Raw genomic sequence first — 21,068 nt, forward strand, 5'->3', positions numbered from 1 at the left:
CTCGTAGCTTGAAACCGTGATTACTGCTGTGCGGACCAGGGCCGAGGCGGCGCTCGCCGACACCCTGGCCCGGTTCCGGTCGCTGACGCCGGTGCGGCTCGTCGGCGACCTGCTCGTCATGGTCGGCGCGATCCTGCTGGACCTGTGGCCGGGGCCGTGGGCGGAGACGAGGGTGACGGGCTGGCTGCTCATCGCCTACGTCGCGACCTACCTGGTGCTGCTGCCGTTGCGGCACGTGCTGCCGGCGGTGGTGCTGATCGGCGCCGCGGCCCTTCCGTTCGGCGGGCCCGCGTTGATGGTGCTGGTGAGCTACACGGCGGGGCGCCGGATCGAGTCGTGGGTCAAGGCGGTGGCGACGACCACGCTCACGTTCATCGTCGTCGTGCTGCTGTGGGACTGGGACCAGCGCCCGCTCGACATCGAGCCCGTCTACGGGATGCTGATCCTGATCACGATCTTCGGCGTGGGAGTGGCGCTGCCGTTCCTCGTCGGGCGGTACCTGGCGCAACGCGAGGCGCTGGTGCAGGCCATGCGGGACCGCGAGGCGCGCATGCGTGGCGAGCACAAGATGCTGTCGCGGCAGGTGCGCCTGCGGGAACGCAGCCGCATCGCCCAGGACATGCACGACAGCCTCGGCCACCGGTTGTCGCTGATCTCCGTGCACGCCGGCGCGCTGGCGCTGGACCCGTCGCTGGGGGACAAGCAGCGCGAGGCGATCGGGGTGCTGCGCTCGGCCGCGTTGACGGGCATGGGGGAGCTGCGGTCGATCATCGGCGTGCTGCGGGCCGAGGACGGTCCCGACGACGACCCCGCCACACGGACCGCGGAGTCCATCGACTCGTTGGTGAGCGACGCGCGCAAGGCCGGTGTTCTGGTCAGTCTGGTGCGCGGCGGGCAGGCACATCCGTTGCCGTCACGTGTCTCTCACGCCGCCTATCGCGTGGCGCAGGAAGGCCTGACCAACGCCGCCAAGCACGCGCCAGGCGCCGCGGTGCAGGTGACGGTGAAGTACGAGCCGGACGCCCTGGTCGTCGAGGTGCGGAACAACCCGTCGCGCAACGGTTCGCCGGTCCAGGAGCCGGGCGTCGGCCTGATCGGCCTGACCGAACGCGTCCGCGTGGCAGGCGGAATCCTGCACGTCGGCGCGCTGCCGTCCGGCGGCTTCCGGATCGCCGCCGTGCTGCCGTACGAGGAGACACCGCTCCCCGACGAGCCCGAGGACGAGCAGGACGAGACCGAGTCGCCGCGCGGCATCCGCAAGTGGGCGGGCGTCGGCTCGATCGCGGGCGCGTCCCTGGTGCTGACGACCATCATCGGCGGCTTCACCTACCTCGGCGCCCAGCCGGTGACCGAGGTCGTGTCGCAGGAGAACCTCGACCGGATCCAGGAGGGCCAGTCCGAGGCGGACGTGCTCGCGCTGCTCCCGGACGGGGACGAACCGCTGGTGGCGGACGGCGAACGCAAGTCGCAGGCTTCACCTGAACCGCCAGGCGCGCGCTGCGTCTACCACATCACCGATGAGCAGTCGTACCTCGCGAAGGGCACCCGAGTGGTGCGTTTCTGCTTCCGAGACGGCAAGCTGGTCGAGAAGAAGATCCACGTGCAGAGGACAGGTCAATGATCAGGGTGCTCATCGCCGACGACGAGCCGCTGATGCGCGCCGGCATCAAGGCCATCCTCGGTACCGCCGACGACATCGAACTCGTGGCGGAGGCCGGCGACGGCCGCGAGGCGCTGCAGATCGTCCGCGAGCGCCGAGTCGACGTGGCCGTGCTCGACATCCGCATGCCACGCATGGACGGCCTCGCGTGTGCCAAGGAACTGCGCGTCGTCGCACCGTCCGTGCGCGTCGTCATGCTGACGACGTTCGGCGAGGACGACAACATCGTGCGCGCGCTGTCCGACGGTGCCGCCGGCTTCCTGCTGAAGGACTCCGCACCCGAGGAACTGCTACGAGCTGTGCGCGCCGTCAACAACGGCGAGGCGTACCTCTCGCCGATGGTGACCTCACGCGTGGTCGGCATGGTCGCGACGTCCGGGCAGCCGAAGCGGCAGGAGGCGCAGAAGGCCGTCGAGGGGCTGACCGACCGCGAGGTCGAGGTGCTGGCGCTGCTCGGGCAGGGCATGTCGAACGCCGACGTCGGCGCGAAGCTGCACATGTCCGAGGCGACGGTGAAGACGTACGTGTCGCGGTTGCTGGCCAAGCTGGGGCTCACGAACCGGGTGCAGGCGGCTCTGCTGGCGCGGGACGCGGGCATCGCGACCTGACAGGGCGCGCCGGGGTGGTCGCGAGTTCGCGCTGGTCGTCCGGTCGCCCCTTCATCGCGATTCGGCGAAGCCCAATCGGGGCGAAGCGGTGGCCGGACGACCAGCTTCCCGGCGAACTCGCCGGAGTCTGCGAAGCAGCGACCAAACGAAAAGGCCGTTCGGGTGTCACCCGAACGGCCTCAAACGTCTGAGCGGCTAAACGCGACTGCGCCGACCCGTCACCAGGCGGTAGATGCCCAGCAGGACCAGCGATCCGACGATGGCCAGCAGCCAGGTCCGGAGATCGAAGAACGAGCCCAGATCGGTCCCGAACACCGCGGATCCGATGAATCCGCCCAAGATCGCGCCAACGATGCCGATCAGCATCGTGATGATGATTCCGCCTGGGTCCTTGCCCGGCATGATGGCCTTGGCAATGGCTCCGGCCAGCAGGCCGAGCACGATCCATCCGAGGATGCCCACGGAGAGTCTCCTTCCAACGACTTGACGCCGATGGAATGCCCTCGAACTGGCGACTTCACACCTTCAAGACCGCTCCGTTATCAAAGTAACGGGCTGTGCCGGGCTCTCAGGCACTCTCCGGAACAATGAGGAGCGATGAGTACTCCACGCACTGTCCTGATCCTGGGCTCGACCGGCTCTGTCGGCACCCAGGCGCTCGACGTCATCCGGCGCAACCGCGACCGCTTCAAGGTCGTCGGGCTCGGCGCGGGTGGACGTCAGCTCGACCTGCTCAAGGAGCAGGCGGCAGAGTTCGACGTGAAGACAGTCGCCGTGGCCAACGGCGCTGAGGTGCCCGGTGTCAGGACGCTGACCAGCATGGTCGACCTGATCGAGGCGTGTCCCGCGGACGTGGTCCTCAACGGCATGGACGGGTCCAGGGGGCTTGAGCCGTCGCTGAAGACCCTGGAGACCGGGGCCGTGCTCGCGCTCGCGAACAAGGAGTCGCTCATCGCGGGCGGGGCGCTCGTGCTGAAGGCGGCCAAGCCCGACCAGATCGTGCCGGTCGACTCCGAGCACTCGGCGCTCGCGCAGTGTCTTCGCGGTGGCACCCACGACGAGGTGCACAAGCTGGTGCTCACGGCGTCCGGCGGGCCGTTTCGCGGGAAGACGCGCCAGGAGCTCGAGGCCATCACCGTGCAGCAGGCGATGGCGCACCCCACCTGGTCGATGGGGCAGGTCGTCACGATCAACTCGGCGAACCTGGTCAACAAGGGCCTGGAGCTGATCGAGGCGCACCTGCTGTTCGGGGTCCCCTACGACCGCGTCGACGTCGTGGTGCACCCTCAGTCCATCATCCACTCCATGGTGACCTTCACGGACGGCTCGACGCTCGCGCAGGCGTCGCCTCCGGACATGCGGCTGCCGATCTCACTGGGGCTGGGGTGGCCCGAGCGCGTCGCGGGTGCCGCGGCCGCCTGTACCTTTGACACCGCCACCTCGTGGACGTTCGAACCCCTGGACAGCGTCACGTTCCCGGCGGTCGAACTCGCGCGGCAGGCAGGCACCACCGGTGGTTGTCTTCCTGCGATCTACAACGCCGCGAACGAGGAGGCACTCGCCTCCTTCGTCGCCGGCAACACGTCGTTCCTGTCGATCGTGGACACCATCGGCCAGGTTCTCGGCGAGGCGAATGACTGGCAGAAGGACCCCGCGGACGTCGCGGAGGTCCTGGCCGCCGAGGACTGGGCACGAGCACGTGCCCGCGAGCTGGTTGGAAGGAACTGAGCTTTCCGTGAACACATTCATCAACATCCTCGGGGTGCTGCTGTTCGCGACCGGCATCGCGGTGTCCATCGCGCTGCACGAGTTCGGGCACCTGCTGACCGCGAAGGCCTTCGGCATGAAGGTCACCCGCTACTTCATCGGCTTCGGCCCGAAGCTCTTCTCGTTCCGCAAGGGCGAGACCGAGTACGGCCTGAAGGCGATCCCGGCCGGCGGCTTCTGCGAGATCACCGGCATGACGGCGCTCGACGAGGTGCACCCGGACGACCGCAAGCGCGCCTTCTACAACCAGAAGGTGTGGAAGCGCGTCGTCGTGCTGTCCGCCGGCTCGATCACGCACTTCATCCTCGGCTTCGTCATCCTGCTGATCCTCGCGATGTCGCTCGGCCTGCCGAACAACAAGGACCTGCCGGTTCTCGCCGAGATCACGCCGTGCGTGCAGAACCACACCGTGGGCCTCACCGCGCCGTGCCAGTCCGGCGCCCCGGCCCCGGCCAAGGACGCGGGCCTGCAGCCCGGCGACGAGGTCACGTCCATCGCGGGCAAGCCGATCTCGACGTGGTCCGAGATGCTCACGATCACCCGCGAACTGAGCGGGCCGACCGAGTTCAAGGTCCTGCGCGACGGCAAGGAACTGGCGCTCACGGTGAACGTGCCGAAGGTCACCCGCGAGGTGACGGACGGCAAGGGCGGCCGTGAGGTCAAGGAGGTCGGCGCCATCGGCGTCACCTGGCAGCAGAACTTCGAGTACAGCCCGCTCGCGGCGGTCCCGGCGTCCCTGGCGTTCACCGGCGACATGTTCGTGAACACCTGGAAGGGCCTCATGCGCTTCCCGGAGCGCATCCCAGCCGTGGTCAAGGCCATCGGCGGCGGCGAGCGTGACCTCGACACCCCGATCTCCGTCGTGGGTGCGTCGCGCCTCGGTGGTGACGCCGCGGAGCGAGGCCTGTGGGCGTTCTTCATCCTCATGCTGGCGGGCCTGAACTTCTTCGTCGGTGTGTTCAACCTCCTGCCGTTGCTTCCCCTAGACGGTGGTCACATCGCCGTCAACCTCTACGAACGGGTGCGAGACTGGTTGAGGAAGCTGCGCGGGAAGCCCGCCGGCGCCCCGGTCAACTACATGCGCCTGTTGCCGCTCACCTACGTGGTCATCTTCATCGGCGGCGCCATCACGCTGCTGACCGTGACCGCCGACATCGTCAACCCGATCAGGTTGCAATAAGTGATCCACGGAAAGGTGCACAACCCATGAGTGACGGCGTGATGCTCGGAATGCCGGCACTGCCGCCGCCGGTGCTGTCGGAACGTCGCAAGACCAGGCAGCTGATGGTCGGCAACGTCGGTGTCGGCAGCGAGTTCCCCGTCTCAGTCCAGTCCATGACGACCACGTTGACGTCCGACGTCAACGCGACTCTGCAGCAGATCGCGGAGCTGACGGCGTCTGGCTGCGACATCGTGCGCGTCGCCTGCCCGTCGCAGGACGACGCTGACGCTCTGCCCGCGATCGCCAGGAAGTCCCAGATCCCGGTGATCGCCGACATCCACTTCCAGCCGAAGTACGTCTTCGCCGCCATCGAGGCTGGTTGTGCCGCTGTCCGGGTCAACCCGGGCAACATCCGCAAGTTCGACGACCAGGTGAAGGAGATCGCGGCCGCCGCCAAGGACCACGGCACCCCGATCCGGATCGGCGTCAACGCCGGTTCGCTCGACCCCCGCCTGCTCAAGAAGTACGGCAAGGCCACGCCCGAGGCGCTGGCCGAGTCGGCGATGTGGGAGGCGTCCCTCTTCGCCGAGCACGACTTCCACGACATCAAGATCTCCGTCAAGCACAACGACCCCGTCGTCATGGTGCGCGCGTACGAACTGCTGGCCGAGCAGTGCGACTACCCGCTGCACCTGGGCGTCACGGAGGCCGGTCCGGCCTTCCAGGGGACCATCAAGTCGGCCGTCGCGTTCGGCGCGCTGCTGCGCCAGGGCATCGGCGACACCATCCGGGTGTCGCTGTCCGCCCCGCCGGTCGAGGAGATCAAGGTCGGTCACCAGATCCTGCAGTCGCTCAACCTGCGGCCGCGCAAGCTGGAGATCGTCTCCTGCCCGTCCTGCGGTCGCGCGCAGGTGGACGTGTACACGCTCGCAGAGCAGGTCACGGCCGGTCTGGAGGGCATGGAGGTGCCGCTGCGCGTAGCCGTCATGGGCTGCGTCGTGAACGGCCCCGGCGAGGCCCGCGAGGCCGACCTGGGCGTCGCTTCCGGCAACGGCAAGGGCCAGATCTTCGTCAAGGGCAAGGTCATCAAGACCGTGCCCGAGCACGCGATCGTGGAGACCCTCATCGAGGAGGCCATGCGCCTCGCCGAGGAGATGGAACCGGTCGAGGGCGGAACCCCCGCCGTCACCGTCGGCTAGCGATCTGGCTAGTACCTGAACGACTGAAGGGGCGTCTCACTTCGCGAGGCGCCCCTTCACCGTGTGTCGGGGCACTGGCGCACTGTTGGCTGATGCCACACACACCGTTCATCTGGCACGCTAGATGACGTGCTGAGGCTGGCCGGAGCGCGCGTTCTCGACGAACGCGACCTGATCGATGTGCGCGGGGTCTTCGACAACGACCCCGTAGCCGCCTGCATGGTCGCGGCCAGGGTGGAAGTGGCCGGCCTCGACCCGTGGCGTCTGGGCGGCGAGATGTGGGGCTCGGACTCCCGGCCCCTGCGGGGCCGGGTCGACGGCCTGTGCTTCTCCGGGCCGAACCTGATCCCGCTCAAGGGCAGCGCGTCGGCGATGCGCATGTTCGCGGACCGCGCCCGCCGCAGGGGCCGCATGTGTTCCAGCCTGGTGGGTCCCGCCGAGCAGGTCCTCACGCTCTGGGACGAGCTGCAGCCCGACTGGGGCCCCGCCCGCGAGGTGCGCGGCGACCAGCCGTTGATGGCGATCTCGTCGAGCCCGAAGATCACCCCGGACCCGCTGGTGCGCCAGGTCCGTCCCAGCGAGATCGGCCGCTACCTGCCGGCCGCGATCTCCATGTTCATCGAAGAGGTCGGCATCGACCCGTGCGCCGAGGACGGCGGAGCGGGTTATCGGGCCCGTGTGTCGGAGCTGATCGCCGCAGGTCGTGCGTTCGCGCGGTTCGAGCACGGCGAGGTCGTGTTCAAGGCCGAGATCGGCGCCATGTCGTCGCGCGTCGGCCAGATCCAGGGCGTCTGGGTGCGTCCGGACCGCCGGGGCGAGGGCATCGGCACGGCCGGAACGGCGGCGGTGGCCGACCGGCTCACCAGGGTCCTCAACCGCACGGCCAGCCTCTACGTCAACGGCTACAACCACGTGGCCCAGGCCGCCTACCGCCGAATCGGTTTCGAACAAGTCGGGCAATACGCCACTGTCCTCTTCTGAACGGGCATACTCGCGCGAGTGCGACTTCTCGCGACGATCACGGTGGTGCTGGTGACGGTGAGCGGCTGTGGGCTGTTCAAGTCGGAACCGGGGGCTCCGGAGATCACCAACGACTTCCTGGCGAAGCTCGCGTCCGGTGACGTGCAGGGTGCCGCAGGGATGACCGACAACCCGGCCGACGCCAAGGAGACCCTGGACAAGTTCCGGGGAGCGCTCAAACCGGAAGGCCTGAGCAGCAAGGTCGACCAGATCCGCAAGAACGGCGAGCTGGCGTCGGAGGCGTCCGTCACGCTCGACTGGAACCTCGGCAAGAACCGCCACTGGACGTACTCGACCAAGTTCGACGTGCGCCAGGAAGGCGACGCCTGGAAGGTGCACTGGGCGTCGTCGGTGGCGCACCCGAAGCTCGCCCCACAGCAGTCCGTCAAGCTCGCCGAGCTCACGCCGGACCCGGCGCCGGTGCTCGACCGCGACGGCACGCCGTTGCTCGCACCGGAACGCGTCGTCTCGGTGATGCTCGTCGCGAAGGAGGCCGGTGACGTCGCCGCCGTCTCCAAGTCCCTCGCCGACGCGCTGAACCCGCTCGACAAGGCCATCACCCAGCAGACGATCACCGACGGCGTGACGAAGACCCCCGAAGGCCAGGCCTACCAGGTGGCGGCGCTGCGCGACCCGGACTACCAGTCCGTGAAGCCGCTGATCTACGAACTGCCCGGCGTGCGGTTCAGCTCGCAGACGTCGTTGCTGGCACCGAGCCGCAACTTCGCCACCCAGGTGCTGCCCGCCGTGCGCAAGCTCGTCGAGAACGACATCGCCGGCAACGCGGGCTTCCGGATCAGCACGGTCGACGCGCAGGGCACCGAGGTCGAGGAACTGCACTCCAAGGCCCCCGAGCCCGCCAAGGCCGTGACCATCGCGCTGTCACGGGCGGTCCAGGCCGCCGCGGAGGACGCCGTCGAGCCGGTCACGCAGCCCGCGATCCTCGTCGCCATCCAGCCGTCGACCGGCGACATCCTGGCCGTCGCGCAGAACGACCCTGCCGACGCCCAGGGCGCCCTCGCGCTGACCGGCCGTTTCCCGCCGGGCTCCACGATGAAGGCGGTCTCCGCGCTGGCCGTGCTCCAGTCCGGCAAGGTCAACGCCGACACCCCGGTGCCGTGCCCCGGCAAGACGACCATCGACGGCCGGCGGATCGTGCCGAACTCCAGCGAGTTCGACAAGGGCACGATCCCGCTGCACTCGGCGTTCGCGTTCTCCTGCAACACCACGTTCGCGACGCTCGCCGTCGACATGACGCCGGAGCTGCTGCCGAACGCCGCCCTGTCGCTCGGCCTCGGCGTCGACTTCGACATCGCGGGCCTCACCACGATCACCGGTTCCGTGCCGCCCGCGACCGACGTCGTGGAACGGGCCGAGGACGCGTTCGGCCAGGGCAAGGTGCTCTCCTCGCCGTTCGGCATGGCGCTGGTCGGGGCGTCCATCGCGAAGGGCTCGATGCCGGTGCCGCAGCTGGTGCGCGGCAAGGAGACCAAAGCGGACAAACAGCCCACCGCACCGCCCATCGCCGCGCTCGACCCGGTGCGCGCGATGATGCGGGAGGTCATCGAGTCGGGCACTGCACCACAACTCAAGCCGTACGGGGACGTGCGCGGCAAGACTGGTACCGCGCAGTTCGGTGACGGCGTGCACTCACACGGGTGGTTCATGGGCTACCGAGGAGATCTCGCGTTCGCGACCTTGGTGCTCAGCGGAGAAACTTCGACTCCAGCCGTGGACGTGGCGGCGAGGTTCCTCAAGGCGGTGCCGTGATGAGCAAGACCAAGGATCTGACCATGCGTGAACGCCTGCTCCGGGCAGGCATCCTGCTGCCGGCGCCGCGGGTGCCGGAGCCGCGGGCGGAGGACCAGGTTCGGGGCAGTACGCGACTGGGCGGCTAATCTGGAACGCATGCCTGTTCGTGCCCCTCTGCAGCCTGGTGTGCAATCTCCGCGGCGTCAGGTGCCTTCGCGCATCGTGCGTCCCGAGTACGTCGACAAGCCCGCGCCGACGCGCGGCACCGACCCGTGGGTGCAGACGCCGGAGATCATCGAGGCCATGCGGATCGCCGGGCGCCTCGGTGCCCAGGCGTTGCAGGAGGCCGGCAAGGTCGTGGTGCCGGGCGTGACGACCGACGAGATCGACGCCGTGGCGCACGAGTTCCTGTGCGACAACGGCGCGTACCCGTCGACGCTGGGCTACCGCGGCTTCCCGAAGTCGTGCTGCACCTCGCTCAACGAGGTCATCTGCCACGGCATCCCGGACAGCACGGTCGTCGAGGACGGCGACATCGTGAACATCGACGTCACCGCGTTCATCGGCGGCGTGCACGGCGACACGAACGCCACGTTCCTCGCGGGCAACGTCTCCGAGGAGGCCAAGCTCCTCGTCGAACGCACGCACGAGGCGACCATGCGCGCCATCAAGGCCGTGAAGCCCGGCCGTGAGCTCAACGTCGTCGGCCGCGTCATCGAGGCGTACGCGAACCGGTTCAACTACGGCGTCGTGCGCGACTTCACCGGCCACGGCATCGGGCGCACGTTCCACAGCGGGCTCGTGGTCCTGCACTACGACGAGCCGTCGGTGAAGACGGTGCTGGAGCCCGGCATGACGTTCACGATCGAGCCGATGATCACCCTCGGGGACTACGAGGGCGAGATGTGGGACGACGGCTGGACCGTCACCACGAAGGACAAGAGCTGGACCGCTCAGTTCGAGCACACGATCGTCGTGACCGAGACCGGCTCGGAGATCCTCACAGTTTGCTGATCACTGCCTTCAGCGCGGCCGCGACAGCCGAAGGCGACGTCGCGGCCGCCAGGTGGTGTGACTCCAGGCGCTCCACGGGCCAGCCGAGTTCGGTGGCCTCAGCCGCCGCGGCGTCGTAGAACGGCGACAGCTGCACGTACCCGCACGCCCCGGACCACTCGACGCTCGGGCGCGTCTCCTTCAGGAACTCCCACGGCACCTCGGGCGCCTCGTCGCGCATCTCCTCGCGCAGGCCGGCGGGCACGAGCTTCAGCGGGTCCGAGTCGAACCAGCGGTCCCAGCGCGGCAGCTTGCCGTCCCGCACGGACGCCTTGACCTTGTTCACGAGGGCGGGATCGACGGTCTCGCGCCACGACCTGCCCGGCGTCGGCAGGTCGGAGTCGAGGAACACGAGGCCCGCCACCTCCACCTCGAGGGCGTCGGCGAAGCACGGCAGCAACGGGCCCGCGCCGCTGTGGCCCACGAGCACCAGCGGGCCGCCGACGCCGGAGTCCTCCAGGGCGTCGGAGAAGGCGCCGATCAGCCGCTGGTGCACCGGTGCCTCGTTGATCGTCATCTGCAGGTCGGTCAGCAGGACGGCCACCCCGTCGGAGGCCAGTTCGTCGGCGAGCGGGCGCATGCTCGACGGGCCGAGGAACGGGCTGTGCATGAGCACGACGGTGAGCATGGGGGTGATGATGGCAGCATTGGCGTCCATGCGGGGCGCGATGTTGATCTGTGGGACGACCTCGGACGCGGGCAAGAGCGTCCTGGTGGCCGGTCTGTGCCGCTTTCTGGCACGCCAGGGCGTTGACGTCGTGCCGTTCAAGGCCCAGAACATGTCGAACAACTCGTTCGTCACACTCGACGGTGGCGAGATCGGGCGCGCTCAGGCGGTGCAGGCGCGGGCGGCGTTCAAGGAGCCGAGCGTCCGGTTCAACCCGGTGCTGCTCAAGCCCGGCAGCGACCGCACGTCGCAGGTCGTCGTGCTCGGTCAGGCGGTCGGCGAGGTCTCCGCGCTGAGCTACCGCGAACGCAAGCAGCAGCTGCTCGGCACCGTGTTGTCCACTTTGGACGGGCTGAGGCGGGACCACGAGGTCGTCATCTGCGAGGGCGCGGGCTCGCCGGCCGAGATCAACCTGCGCCCCAACGACATCGCGAACATGGGACTGGCCGTCAACGCGAACCTGCCGGTGATCGTCGTCGGAGACATCGACCGCGGTGGCGTGTTCGCGCACCTCTTCGGCACGGTCGCGGTGCTGGACGCGGCGGACCAGGCGTTGATCTCCGGCTTCGTCGTCAACAAGTTCCGCGGCGACGCGAGGCTGCTCGAACCGGGTCTGCACCAGCTCAAAGCGCTGACCGGACGGCCGGTGCTCGGCGTGCTGCCGTGGCGCGAGGAACTGTGGCTCGACGCCGAGGATTCGTTGTCCTACAACGCGGACGGCGTGATCGGCAGGCCTCGGCCGCCGGTCAAGGACTGGCTGCGGGTCGCTGTGATCCGGTTGCCGCGCATCTCGAACGCCACCGATGTGGAGGCGCTGGCCTGCGAGCCCGGTGTCTCGGTGCGGTTCGTGACGGAGCCGTCCCGGCTGGCCGACGCGGACCTGGTGGTGCTGCCCGGTTCCAAGGCCACCGTCGCCGACCTCGGGTGGCTCAGGGAAACCGGCCTGGCGCAAGCGATCCAACGCTTCGACGGCCCGGTTCTCGGTATCTGCGGCGGCTTCCAGATGCTGTCGAGGCGCATCGAGGACGACGTGGAATCCAAGAACGGCACGATTGACGGACTGGGCCTGCTCGACGTCGACATCCGCTTCCAGCCGCGCAAAACGCTCGCCACGCCGTCGGGCACCGCGTGGGACGAACCCGTCACCGGCTACGAGATCCACCACGGCCAGGTCGTCCGCAGCGCCGAGGAGCCGTTGATCGGAACGGAAGGCGCGCAGACCGAAAGGATCCTCGGCACCCACTGGCACGGCCTGCTGGAGAACGACGCGTTCCGCCGCAGGTTCCTGCGCTGGGCGGCCGAACGCGCGGGCCGTGACTTCGAACTGGGTGACGTGAGCTTCCAGGCCGCCCGCGAGGCCCAGTTGGACCTGCTGGGCGACCTGGTCGCCGATCACCTCGACACGAAGGCCGTCATCGACCTGCTGGAACGAGGGGCTCCGGCAGGACTGCCGTTCGTGCCGCCCGGCGCCCCAGCAGCAGCGGAATAGCCAGCCCCGCCAGCACCAGGCCACCGGCCGCCGCCTGCAGCCCGCTCAGGTCCTCGCCGAGGAACGCCCACGCCGAGAGCATCCCGAACACCGGCACCAGCAACGAGAACGGCGCCACGACGGACGACTCGTACTGGCGCAGCAGGAATCCCCAGATGCCGAACCCAAGCAGCGTCGAGATCCACGCGACGTACCCGACCGCGGCCGCCCCGCTCCAGTCCAGGCGGCCGAGCGCGCTCATGTCCTCGGTCAGCGCCGACAGCGCGAACAACGGCAGCACCGCCACCGCGCTCACCCACACCATGAACCGCAACGTGTCCGCGGGCCGCGCGTACCGCATCAGCACGTTCGACACGCCCCAGCAGGCCGCCGCCGCGATGATCAGCGCGAACCCGAGCAGCGGTGACGAGAGGCCGTAGTCCCACGCGATCACCCCGATGCCCGCGACGGCCAGCGCGATGCCGGTGATCTGCACGGGCTTCGGCCGTTCGCGCAGCACGATCGCGGCGAACACCGTCGTGAAGATCACCTGGCTCTGCAGCACCAGGCTCGACAGCCCGGACGGCATGCCGGCCTTGAGGCCGATGAACAGGAAGCTGAACTTCGCGACGCCCAGCACCAGCCCGACCGAGATGATCCAGCGCCACGGCACCGACGGCCTGCCGACGAAGAAGAGCGCGGGCACCGCCGCCGCGAGGAACCTCAGCGCGGAGAACAGGATCGGGGGGAACTCGTCCAGACCGACCTTGAGCACGACGAAGTTGAAGCCCCAGATGGCGGCGACCAGCACGGCGAGCAGGAGGTGACGGGGACTCATGCCTCAAGCTTGCGCGAGCTAACTATTTAGCACCAGTTCCGCTTTCTAAGGTGATGGGTTTAGCATTGCTACATGCTCGATCTGGGAAGGCTGAAGGCGCTGCACGCCATCGCCGTGCACGGCACGGTCGGCGCCGCCGCGGACGTGCTCGGCTACACGCCGTCCGCCGTCTCGCAGCAGATCGCGAAACTCGAACGCGAAACCCGCACCACGCTGCTGGAACGCAACGGCCGCGGCGTCCGCCTGACCGACGCCGCCCGCCTGCTCGCCGACACCGCCGCCCAGGTCCTCAAGCTGGTCGAGGAGGCGGAGGTGGCGCTGGAGGAACAGCGCGGCGCCGCGATCGGCCGCCTGTGCGTCGGCGCCTTCGCCACGGCCTCGCGCGGGCTGCTGCCCGACGTCCTGGTGAGCCTGGCCGAGCAGCACCCGGCCCTGGACGTGCGGCTCACGGAGATCGACCCGCCCTACGCCACCGAGGCCGTCGCCCGTGGCGAGCTCGACCTGGCGATCGTGCACGACTGGGCGAACACGCCGCTTCCGGTGCCGGAGTCGCTGTCCCGCGTCTTCATCGGCGACGACGTCGCCGAGGTGCTGATCCCGCACACGAACCCGTTGTCGCGCAAGGAGTTCCTCGAACCCGTCGACCTGGCCGGCGAGCGGTGGATCTGCCAGACGGAGGGGTCGATCTGCTTCGACTGGCTGGAGCGGACGTTCCACGGCGCGGGCATCGAACCCGTGGTGGCGTACCGGATCAGCGAGTACCGGACGCAGATGGCCCTGCTGGCCAAGGGGATCGGTGTCGCACTGATCCCGAGACTCGGCAGGGAGGAGGTGCCGGACGGCGTCAAGGCCGTGCCGTTGCGGCCCACGCCCACCCGGCGGCTGTACGCGGTGTGGCGGACCCAGGCCTCGCGCAGGCCCGCCATCACCGCGGCTCTGGACGTGATCAAGCAGTTGGCTTAGGGAGCGAGGATCACGTGCGGTTTCTTGGGGGACATCACCTTCAGCACCGCCTTGGCCTCGCGGATGACGCCGGCCATGTCCTTCTTCGTGGTCTTGAAGTACGGCTCGATCGTCAGCGTCGCCGCGTCCTTGTTCTCCACCACGTTCCACGTGCCGCGCAGGAACCCGTCCACGAGGAACGTCGGCGGGAACACGCCGTTGCGCACCGCGCCCCACCGCGACCGCGCGTCCTCGCTCATGATCCGCTTCCGGCCGGCGTGGCCCAGCAACACGTTGTCGAACGCGGGCAACAGCCGCGCGGGCGCCGGCACGTCCTCGGACACGATCACGCCGTCCGGCACGTCGAGCAGCACCTTGCCTTCCTCGTTCTTGTACTCCACCAGATCGAGGCCGGCCGCGTGCGCCTTGAGCCCGATCAACCTCGACCAGGCCTGCATGTCCGCGAGCGTCGCCGGTCCGAACGCCCGCAGGTACCGCTTGATCAGCTCCGGCACCGCGGCCTGTTCGGGAAGCTCCCGGCCGAGCCAGGAGGCCATCGCGACGTTCTGCGGGACGCCGCCCACGCCCCAGATCCCGCGTGGCGGCACCTGGATCATCGGCACCAGCAGCTGCGCCTGCGTGGACATCTCGCGCGCCTTGGCCTCGGGGAAGTGCTCCTCGAGGTGCGCGCCGATCTCCGCGACCGTGCGCGGTTCGGCGTCGATGTACTCGCGCGTGATGCGAGCCAGCTTGTCGAGGTCGATCTCGACGCGGGTGGCGGGCGGCATCACGATCTTCGCCCACTTGTTGAGCTCCGGCTGCAACGCCGTGCGCATCAAGTACACGTCGTTGGCCGAGATCAGGTGCAAAGTGCCGCGCCACAACGTCATCCGGACCAGCGAGCGGTCGATGATGAGGTTGCTCAGCGCGTCGACCTCGTACGGCTTGAGCCGCGTCCACAGCGCGAGGTACGGCGGAATCGGTGCCTGGGCCTGGAGTCCGCCGAGATGTTCGACGGCCTCCACGATCGGCATGGACGTCCGCTCGAGCAGCAGCTGCCGCGCGAGCAGCGTGCGGTTGAGGGTGCGGTTGGAAAGTGTTGTGCTCACAGTGATCCGAAGAACTTCCTGATGTCTTGGACCAGAAGGTCCGGCTCCTCCATCGCGGCGAAGTGACCGCCGCGGTCGAACTCGGTCCAGTGCACGATCGACGGGATCATCTTCTCCGCCAGCGATCGCACCGGCAGGCTCAGGTCGTGCGGGAAGACCGCGACGCCGGTCGGCACCGTCGAAGGCTGCTGCTGACCCCAGGTCGCCGACTGCTCCTTGTACAGCGCCGCCGACGAGCCCGCCGTGCCGGTGAACCAGTACACGGACACGTTGGTCAGCATCTGGTCGCGGTCCACCGCGTCCTCGGGCGCGCCCTCGTTGTCCGTCCAGTCGTGGAACTTCTCCACGATCCACGCGAGCTGCCCGACGGCCGAGTCCGTCAGCGCGTAGGAGAGCGTGCGCGGCCGGCTGCGTTGCAGGTGCATGTAGCCGGAGAGATCTTTTTGGTAGTGGTCGAGCGACTCCAGCGCCCGCAGCTCCTCGGGCGAGAGGTCGTTCACGCCCTGCGGCCGGAACGTCTGCAGCATGTTCACGTGCACGCCGATGACCTGCTCGGGGAACACCCGGCCGATCTCCTGCGCGATGCCGGAACCCCAGTCGCCGCCCTGCGTGCCGTAGCGGTCGTACCCGAGGCCCTCCATCAGCTTCGCGAACGCCCACGCGACGCGCAGGACGTTCCAGCCGGGCTTGCGGACCGTGCCGGAGAAGCCGAAGCCGGGGATCGACGGGATGACGAGGTGGAAGTCCTCGGACAGCGGCCCGATCACGTTCAGGAACTCGACGAACGAGCCGGGCCAGCCGTGGATCAGCAGCAACGGCGTCGCGTCCGGGTTCTTCGAGCGGACGTGCAGGAAGTGGATGCGCTGCCCGCTGATCTCGGTCGTGAACTGCGGAAAGGAGTTGAGCCGCTCTTCCTGCGCGCGCCAGTCGAACCCGTTACGCCAGTACTCGGCCAGCGGGCGCAGGTAGCTCAGGGGGATGCCGTAGGACCAGCCGACACCCGGCAGGTCCTCCTCGGGCCAGCGCACGTTGTTCAGGCGTGAGCGGAGGTCGTCGACGTCGGTCTGCGGGATCTCGATGCGGAACGGCGTGATCTCCATGGCCCCCACGCTATGAGCTCATGCGGACAGCCATTGTCCGCGGTTCAGCAGAACTTCTCGATCAGCTCCTCGAAGAAACCGCCTGCCTCGATCGCCGCCTTCTCCTGGTCACCGTCCCGGACCGCGTGCAGCAGCCCGGTGTGCGACACCTGGTCGGTACCAGGCTGGCTGGTGTCGACAGAGGCCGCCACCGAAGCTTTGACGGCCTCGGTCAAGCCCTGGTAGAGCTCGGCTAGAAGCGCGTTGTGCGAGCACTGCACGAGCAGCACGTGGAACGCGGTGTCGTGCTCGATCACCTCGGCCCACTGCTCGGCCTCCATCGCCGTGTCGCGCTTCTGCAGCAACTCGGTGAGGCGCGTCAGTTCGGCGTCCGTGCGGTGCTTCGCGGCCAGGCGTGCGCCCTCCATCTCGAGGGTGCGGCGGACCTGGAGCACCTCCTTCAGTTCCGTCCCGCACATGCGGCGGACCGCGCCGGAGAGCTCGCTGGTCGCGCGGACGAACGTGCCGTCGCCCTGCCGCACCTCCAGCAGTCCGGCGTGGGAAAGCGCGCGCACGGCCTCTCTGACCGTGTTCCGACCCACCCCGAGCGCGGTGACCAGCTCGGGCTCGGGCGGGATGCGCTGCCCGACGGGCCATTCACCAGTCGTGATCGCGCTACGCATCTGCTCGATCACCTGGTCGACGAGGCCCGCCCGTCGGGTAGTGGCCAACGGCACAGCGTCATCCTTTCATCCGAACATCCTACGTCTGCGATAGTGGTGCCCGTGACGATGAAGCAGACGACTCTTGCCGCACAGACTGCCACCGATCCAGGTCGCAGGGTGACGGTCGTCATGAATCGTCACGTTCCGCTGGTCGGGTCCGCGTTGCTCGCGATCGGGGTCGCCCTCGCTGCCGCGAATCTCCGCCCTGCGGTGACCAGTCTGGCCTCGGTGCTCGGTGATGTCCGCGCCGCCCTTGGGGTTTCGGCCGCTTGGACCAGTGCGCTGACGGCCGTTCCGGCGCTTTGTTTCGGCTTCGCGGCCTTCGCGGCCCCCTGGCTGGGTCGCCGCCTCGGCATGGCTCGTGCGATCGGACTGTCGTTGGGGGTGCTCACGCTCGGCCTGGTGCTGCGCGTGATCGACGGTCCGTGGGTCGTGCTGGGCGGCACCTTTGTCGCGTGTGCGGGCATCGCGGTGTCCAACGTGCTGATCCCGGTGGTGGTGAAGGCGTCCTTCCCGAACAAGGTCGGCCTGATCACCGGCGTGTACACGGGAGCGCTCGCCGCTGGTGCGGCTTTGGCCGCGGCGCTGACTCCTCGGCTGGAGGACTGGCTCGGCTCCTGGCGGCCGGCCGTCGGCGCGTGGGCGTTGTTGTCGGCCGGTGCGGTGGTCGTGTGGTTCGCCGCGGCACGGCACGGTGAGGCGGCTTCCGTGGTGCGGTCGGCCGCGCCGGTCGAGAAGCGGTCGTTGCTGCGCAGCCCGCTGGCGTGGGTGATCACGGTCTTCTTCGGCCTGCAGTCGTTGTTCGCCTACACCGTCATGGGCTGGCTGCCCGCGATGCTCGTCGACTCCGGCGTCGACAGGAACACCGCCGGCATGCTGCTCGCCGGCTCGATGCTGCTCAGCGTTCCGGTGAGCCTGTTCGTGCCGCCGATCGCCGCCCGGTTCTCCAGCCAGGCGCCGGTGGTGCTGGCGCTGGGAGTGCTGTCGTTCGCCGGGATTCTGGGCATGCTGGTGGCACCCGCCGCCGCACCCGGACTCTGGGTGGTGCTGATCGGGTTCGGCATGGGCATGTTCCCGCTGGCACTGCTGATCATGTCGCTGCGCACGAAGTCCACTTCGGACACTGCCAGGCTGTCGGCCATGGCGCAGAGCCTCGGCTACCTGATCGCGGCCTCCGGGCCGTTCGCGTTCGGTGTGCTGCGCGAGGCCACCGGCACCTGGACAGTGTCGTTGACGCTGCAGCTGGTGCTGCTGGCCGCGCTGACCGTGCTCGGCATGATCGCCGGGCGTCCCCGGTACGTCTAGCCGGTCGGTCGGGCAGTCGGTCAGGAATCGAGAAGCGGCGCGTTCTCGCTGGTCCTAGCGTTGCGGCCATGGACATCAGCATTCACACCACGTTCCTCCCGCACACCGACCCCGAGGCCTCGCTCGCGTTCTACCGCGACCTGCTCGGCTGGGAGGTCCGCGCCGACGTCGGCCAGGGCACGATGCGGTGGATCACGGTCGCGCCTGTCGGCTCCGGCTCTGCCGTGGTGCTGGAACCGCCGGCCATGGCAGAGGGTCTGACGGACGTTCAGCGCACCGCGATCGCCGAGATGATCGAGAACGGCTCGTACGGGTTCATCAACCTGTCCACGCCCGATCTCGAAGGCGCGTTCGACAAGCTTCAGTCCGGTGGCGCGGACGTCGTGCAGGAGCCTGCCGACCAGCCGTGGGGTGTGCGCAACTGCGTCTTCCGCGACCCGGCGGGCAACACCGTCCGGATCCAGCAGGCCTAGTTGGAGACGAACCCGCGGTGCAGCACCGTGAGCTGGTCGGCGAGGTAACGGGCCCACGCCTTCGCCCGATCCCAGTCCGGTGCGTCGCCGCCGAAGCTGATCGGCCCGTGGGCGTTGAGCTTCCTGGCCATGCGCGTGACGTCGTTCGGTGCCGGGGCAATGCCGCGGTGGAACAACCACACGGGCGTGTGTTTGAGGGAAACCTTGTGCCGCCGCACGAACCGATGCGCATCGCGTGTGGCGGCGTCACCCAGAATCACGGCACCGAACCCGTACAGCGTTTCGGCCGCGGTGACCGGGAGCACGATGACTCTCAGCCCGCAGCCCGCGAGTTCGGTGCCGATGATCTGGGCGATCTCGTCGGTGGCGGCCACTTCAGAGGTGTAGGCGACGAGGACTTTGTCTGTCATCGCTGCATCCTGGTCGGAGATTGCCGTTCGCGGCAGCGGCAGAAGTCCTGTCGTTCAAGGACTTCAGTCCAGCGGCAGGTTCAGCAACGCGTTCTCGACCAGTTCCGGCATCGCCGGATGGATCCAGTACTGGCCCCGTGCCATGGACTTCGCGTCCAGACCGAAGCTCATCGCCTGGATCAGCGGCTGGATCACCGTCGACGCCTGCGGCCCGATGATGTGCGCGCCGAGGAGCTGTCCGGTGGCCGGGTCCGCGATCAGCTTCGCGAATCCGGTCGTGTCCTCCATCGCCCAGCCGTACGCGATCGACGCGTAGGCCTGGGTCGCGGTGACGTACCGGATGTCCTTTTCCTTGGCCTGTTCCTCGGTGAGACCGACGCTCGCGATCTGCGGGTTGGAGAAGACGGCGGCCGGCACGAAGCGGTGGTCGCTCTTGATCTGGTCGTCCGGGTGCTGCAGGTTGTGCCGCACCACCTTGGCCTCGTGGTTCGCGACGTGCTTGAGCTGGTAGTCCGAGCTGATGTCGCCCAGCGCGTAGATGTGCGGCTGGGACGTCTTCTGGTACTCGTCCACCTTCACGCGGCCATCGGCGTGCGTGTCGAGGCCGGCGTTCTGGACCTGGAGGAGGTCGCTGTTGGGCTGCCTGCCCGTGGCGATGAGGAGCTGTTGTGCCTCAACGGTTTCCTCGCCGTTGGGGCCCTCCAGGTGGAGTTTGACGCCGGCGTCCGTTTTTTCGGCGCGGGTGGTCTTGCGGTTGAGCAGGACGTTCCACTTCTGCTTCGCGATGTCCGTGAAGCGGGTGGCGATCTCCAGGTCCTCGTGGCGCAGGAGCAGGTTCGAGCGGGCGATCAGCGTGACCTTGACGCCGAAGCTGCTGAAGACGTGGGCGAACTCGGAGGCGATGAAGCCGCTGCCGACGATGACCAGGCTCTCGGGGAGCTCGTCGAGGCGCATGATCGTGTCGCTGGTGTGGAAACCCGTCGTGTCCAGGTCCGCGATGTCCGGGATGCTCGGGCGGCTGCCTGCCGCTACGACGATCCGGTCCGCGGTGATGGTCTCGCCGGTGCCCGTGTCGATCGTGTTCGCGTTCACGAACTTGGCCGTGCCCTCGTAGACCGTTACGTTCGCGTTCTCGTTGGCGCGCCAGTTTCGGCCGCCTTCCGCGATCGGGTCGATCCTGTTGAAGATTCGGTCGCGGATTTCTGGCCAGTGGACTGCGTCCAGCGTGGCGTCTACGCCTAGCTTTTTGGCGTTGGCCGGGGCTGCGGCCTGGTCTGCGGTGTGGACGAACATTTTTGTGGGGATGCAGCCCACGTTCAGGCAGGTGCCGCCGAAGGTCCCCTTTTCCAGGATGGCGATCTGCCAGCCTGCCATGGCGTCCGTCGGGATGCTGTTGCCGGAGCCGGTGCCGATGATGACCAGGTCGAAGTGCCTCACGTGTGGATCCAACCATTTCTGGGTGGGGGGTGTTCCCTGGTTGGGGGTTACGTGGGGCTTACGGGGTCCGCGGCTTTGTTTGCGTTCCCCGGTTGCGGGCGGCTGGTCGCCTTGCGTGCTTCCCCTGGGGGCTCTGCCCCCAGACCCCCGGCAATCTGATCGGGGGTGGCGCCGCCTGTGGGTTGATGGCACGCCTGTTGCGTTGGGCGGCTGCGCGTTGCTTTGAGGGTTGCGTTGGCGGTGGGGTCCCGTCACGAGCCGAACCAAGAGCGGGCCACATGTGAGAGGGAGGGTCAAGTCGACGAAAAGCGTGTCGACTTGACCCTCCCTCTCACATGCAGCAAGAGCTGTGGTGCGACTCGTGACGGGACCCCACCGCCCTGACCGCGCGGTA

21 protein-coding genes are annotated in these 21,068 nt (G+C 68.4%); 13 read left to right on the top strand and 8 right to left on the bottom strand.

The genetic code is table 11. The features are described from left to right. Positions 1-16: 16 nt before the first annotated feature. Complete coding sequence (locus OG205_RS40815; protein ID WP_330273141.1) at positions 17-1,621, top strand: sensor histidine kinase; 1,605 nt, start codon at positions 17-19, stop codon at positions 1,619-1,621. Next, positions 1,618-2,268: a response regulator gene (locus OG205_RS40820; protein WP_030479625.1), complete on the top strand. Its 651-nt coding sequence runs from the start codon at positions 1,618-1,620 to the stop codon at positions 2,266-2,268. The genes OG205_RS40815 and OG205_RS40820 overlap by 4 nt, the downstream gene beginning before the upstream one ends. Positions 2,269-2,463: 195 nt before the next feature. Here the strand turns inward: OG205_RS40820 and OG205_RS40825 are convergent, their stop codons facing one another. Next, positions 2,464-2,730, bottom strand: a complete 267-nt coding sequence (locus OG205_RS40825) for a GlsB/YeaQ/YmgE family stress response membrane protein (RefSeq protein ID WP_093593468.1) — start codon at positions 2,728-2,730, stop codon at positions 2,464-2,466. 135 nt (positions 2,731-2,865) lie between these two features. Between OG205_RS40825 and dxr the strand changes: the two genes are divergently transcribed. The 7 genes from dxr (at position 2,866) to map (ending at position 10,182) form a co-directional block, all read left to right on the top strand. After that, positions 2,866-3,996 carry a 1-deoxy-D-xylulose-5-phosphate reductoisomerase gene (dxr, locus tag OG205_RS40830; RefSeq protein ID WP_330273142.1) on the top strand — a complete coding sequence of 377 codons (1,131 nt, stop codon included), beginning with the start codon at positions 2,866-2,868 and terminating at the stop codon, positions 3,994-3,996. A 7-nt stretch (positions 3,997-4,003) separates the two neighbouring features. Then, a complete protein-coding gene (locus OG205_RS40835) occupies positions 4,004-5,215 on the top strand; it encodes a M50 family metallopeptidase (RefSeq protein WP_330273143.1) in 1,212 nt (403 codons plus the stop codon). A 50-nt stretch (positions 5,216-5,265) separates the two neighbouring features. Continuing rightward, entirely contained in the window at positions 5,266-6,396 is a 1,131-nt protein-coding gene (ispG, locus tag OG205_RS40840; RefSeq protein WP_036016096.1) for a flavodoxin-dependent (E)-4-hydroxy-3-methylbut-2-enyl-diphosphate synthase, read from the top strand. 129 nt (positions 6,397-6,525) lie between these two features. Then, complete coding sequence (locus OG205_RS40845; protein WP_330273144.1) at positions 6,526-7,377, top strand: GNAT family N-acetyltransferase; 852 nt, start codon at positions 6,526-6,528, stop codon at positions 7,375-7,377. Between the two features lie 18 nt (positions 7,378-7,395). Then, entirely contained in the window at positions 7,396-9,186 is a 1,791-nt protein-coding gene (locus tag OG205_RS40850) for a penicillin-binding transpeptidase domain-containing protein (protein ID WP_330273145.1), read from the top strand. After that, positions 9,186-9,314: a hypothetical protein gene (locus tag OG205_RS40855; RefSeq protein ID WP_330273146.1), complete on the top strand. Its 129-nt coding sequence runs from the start codon at positions 9,186-9,188 to the stop codon at positions 9,312-9,314. Before OG205_RS40850 ends, OG205_RS40855 begins: the two co-directional genes overlap by 1 nt. A 10-nt stretch (positions 9,315-9,324) precedes the next feature. Beyond that, positions 9,325-10,182, top strand: a complete 858-nt coding sequence (map, locus tag OG205_RS40860; protein WP_330273147.1) for a type I methionyl aminopeptidase — start codon at positions 9,325-9,327, stop codon at positions 10,180-10,182. Here map and OG205_RS40865 read toward each other — a convergent pair. Next, positions 10,169-10,849: a hypothetical protein gene (locus tag OG205_RS40865; RefSeq protein WP_330273148.1), complete on the bottom strand. Its 681-nt coding sequence runs from the start codon at positions 10,847-10,849 to the stop codon at positions 10,169-10,171. The genes map and OG205_RS40865 overlap by 14 nt on opposite strands. Before the next feature lie 28 nt (positions 10,850-10,877). Here OG205_RS40865 and OG205_RS40870 point away from each other — a divergent pair, with 28 nt between their 5' ends. After that, positions 10,878-12,377, top strand: coding sequence for a cobyric acid synthase (locus tag OG205_RS40870; RefSeq protein WP_330278336.1), 1,500 nt, complete (start codon positions 10,878-10,880; stop codon positions 12,375-12,377). On the opposite strand, the gene OG205_RS40875 is transcribed toward OG205_RS40870, so the two are convergent. Beyond that, positions 12,301-13,194, bottom strand: a complete 894-nt coding sequence (locus tag OG205_RS40875; protein ID WP_319977514.1) for an EamA family transporter — start codon at positions 13,192-13,194, stop codon at positions 12,301-12,303. The genes OG205_RS40870 and OG205_RS40875 overlap by 77 nt on opposite strands. A gap of 72 nt (positions 13,195-13,266) precedes the next feature. Here OG205_RS40875 and OG205_RS40880 point away from each other — a divergent pair, with 72 nt between their 5' ends. Next, positions 13,267-14,157, top strand: coding sequence for a LysR family transcriptional regulator (locus OG205_RS40880; protein WP_330273149.1), 891 nt, complete (start codon positions 13,267-13,269; stop codon positions 14,155-14,157). Here OG205_RS40880 and OG205_RS40885 read toward each other — a convergent pair. From OG205_RS40885 to OG205_RS40895, 3 genes are read right to left on the bottom strand one after another with little or no spacing between them, the layout of a single operon-like run. Beyond that, positions 14,154-15,245 (bottom strand): winged helix DNA-binding domain-containing protein, encoded by a 1,092-nt coding sequence (locus tag OG205_RS40885; RefSeq protein ID WP_330273150.1) that lies wholly within the window; start codon positions 15,243-15,245, stop codon positions 14,154-14,156. The two genes, OG205_RS40880 and OG205_RS40885, sit on opposite strands and share 4 nt — an antisense overlap. After that, positions 15,242-16,345: an epoxide hydrolase family protein gene (locus OG205_RS40890; RefSeq protein ID WP_330273151.1), complete on the bottom strand. Its 1,104-nt coding sequence runs from the start codon at positions 16,343-16,345 to the stop codon at positions 15,242-15,244. Before OG205_RS40890 ends, OG205_RS40885 begins: the two co-directional genes overlap by 4 nt. Positions 16,346-16,389: 44 nt before the next feature. After that, entirely contained in the window at positions 16,390-17,061 is a 672-nt protein-coding gene (locus OG205_RS40895; RefSeq protein ID WP_330273152.1) for a FadR/GntR family transcriptional regulator, read from the bottom strand. A gap of 117 nt (positions 17,062-17,178) precedes the next feature. Here OG205_RS40895 and OG205_RS40900 point away from each other — a divergent pair, with 117 nt between their 5' ends. Then, positions 17,179-18,354, top strand: coding sequence for an MFS transporter (locus OG205_RS40900; protein WP_330273153.1), 1,176 nt, complete (start codon positions 17,179-17,181; stop codon positions 18,352-18,354). A gap of 68 nt (positions 18,355-18,422) precedes the next feature. Continuing rightward, entirely contained in the window at positions 18,423-18,827 is a 405-nt protein-coding gene (locus OG205_RS40905; RefSeq protein WP_330273154.1) for a VOC family protein, read from the top strand. Here OG205_RS40905 and OG205_RS40910 read toward each other — a convergent pair. Together OG205_RS40910 and OG205_RS40915 are read right to left on the bottom strand one after the other, a co-directional pair. Beyond that, on the bottom strand, positions 18,824-19,237 hold the full coding sequence (locus tag OG205_RS40910) for a hypothetical protein (protein ID WP_330273155.1): 414 nt from the start codon (positions 19,235-19,237) through the stop codon (positions 18,824-18,826). The genes OG205_RS40905 and OG205_RS40910 overlap by 4 nt on opposite strands. 63 nt (positions 19,238-19,300) lie before the next feature. Continuing rightward, positions 19,301-20,674 (bottom strand): mycothione reductase, encoded by a 1,374-nt coding sequence (locus OG205_RS40915; protein WP_330273156.1) that lies wholly within the window; start codon positions 20,672-20,674, stop codon positions 19,301-19,303. Positions 20,675-21,068: the final 394 nt, after the last annotated feature.

The sequence above is a fragment of the Lentzea sp. NBC_00516 genome (assembly GCF_036346835.1).
Taxonomy (GTDB): domain Bacteria; phylum Actinomycetota; class Actinomycetes; order Mycobacteriales; family Pseudonocardiaceae; genus Lentzea; species Lentzea sokolovensis.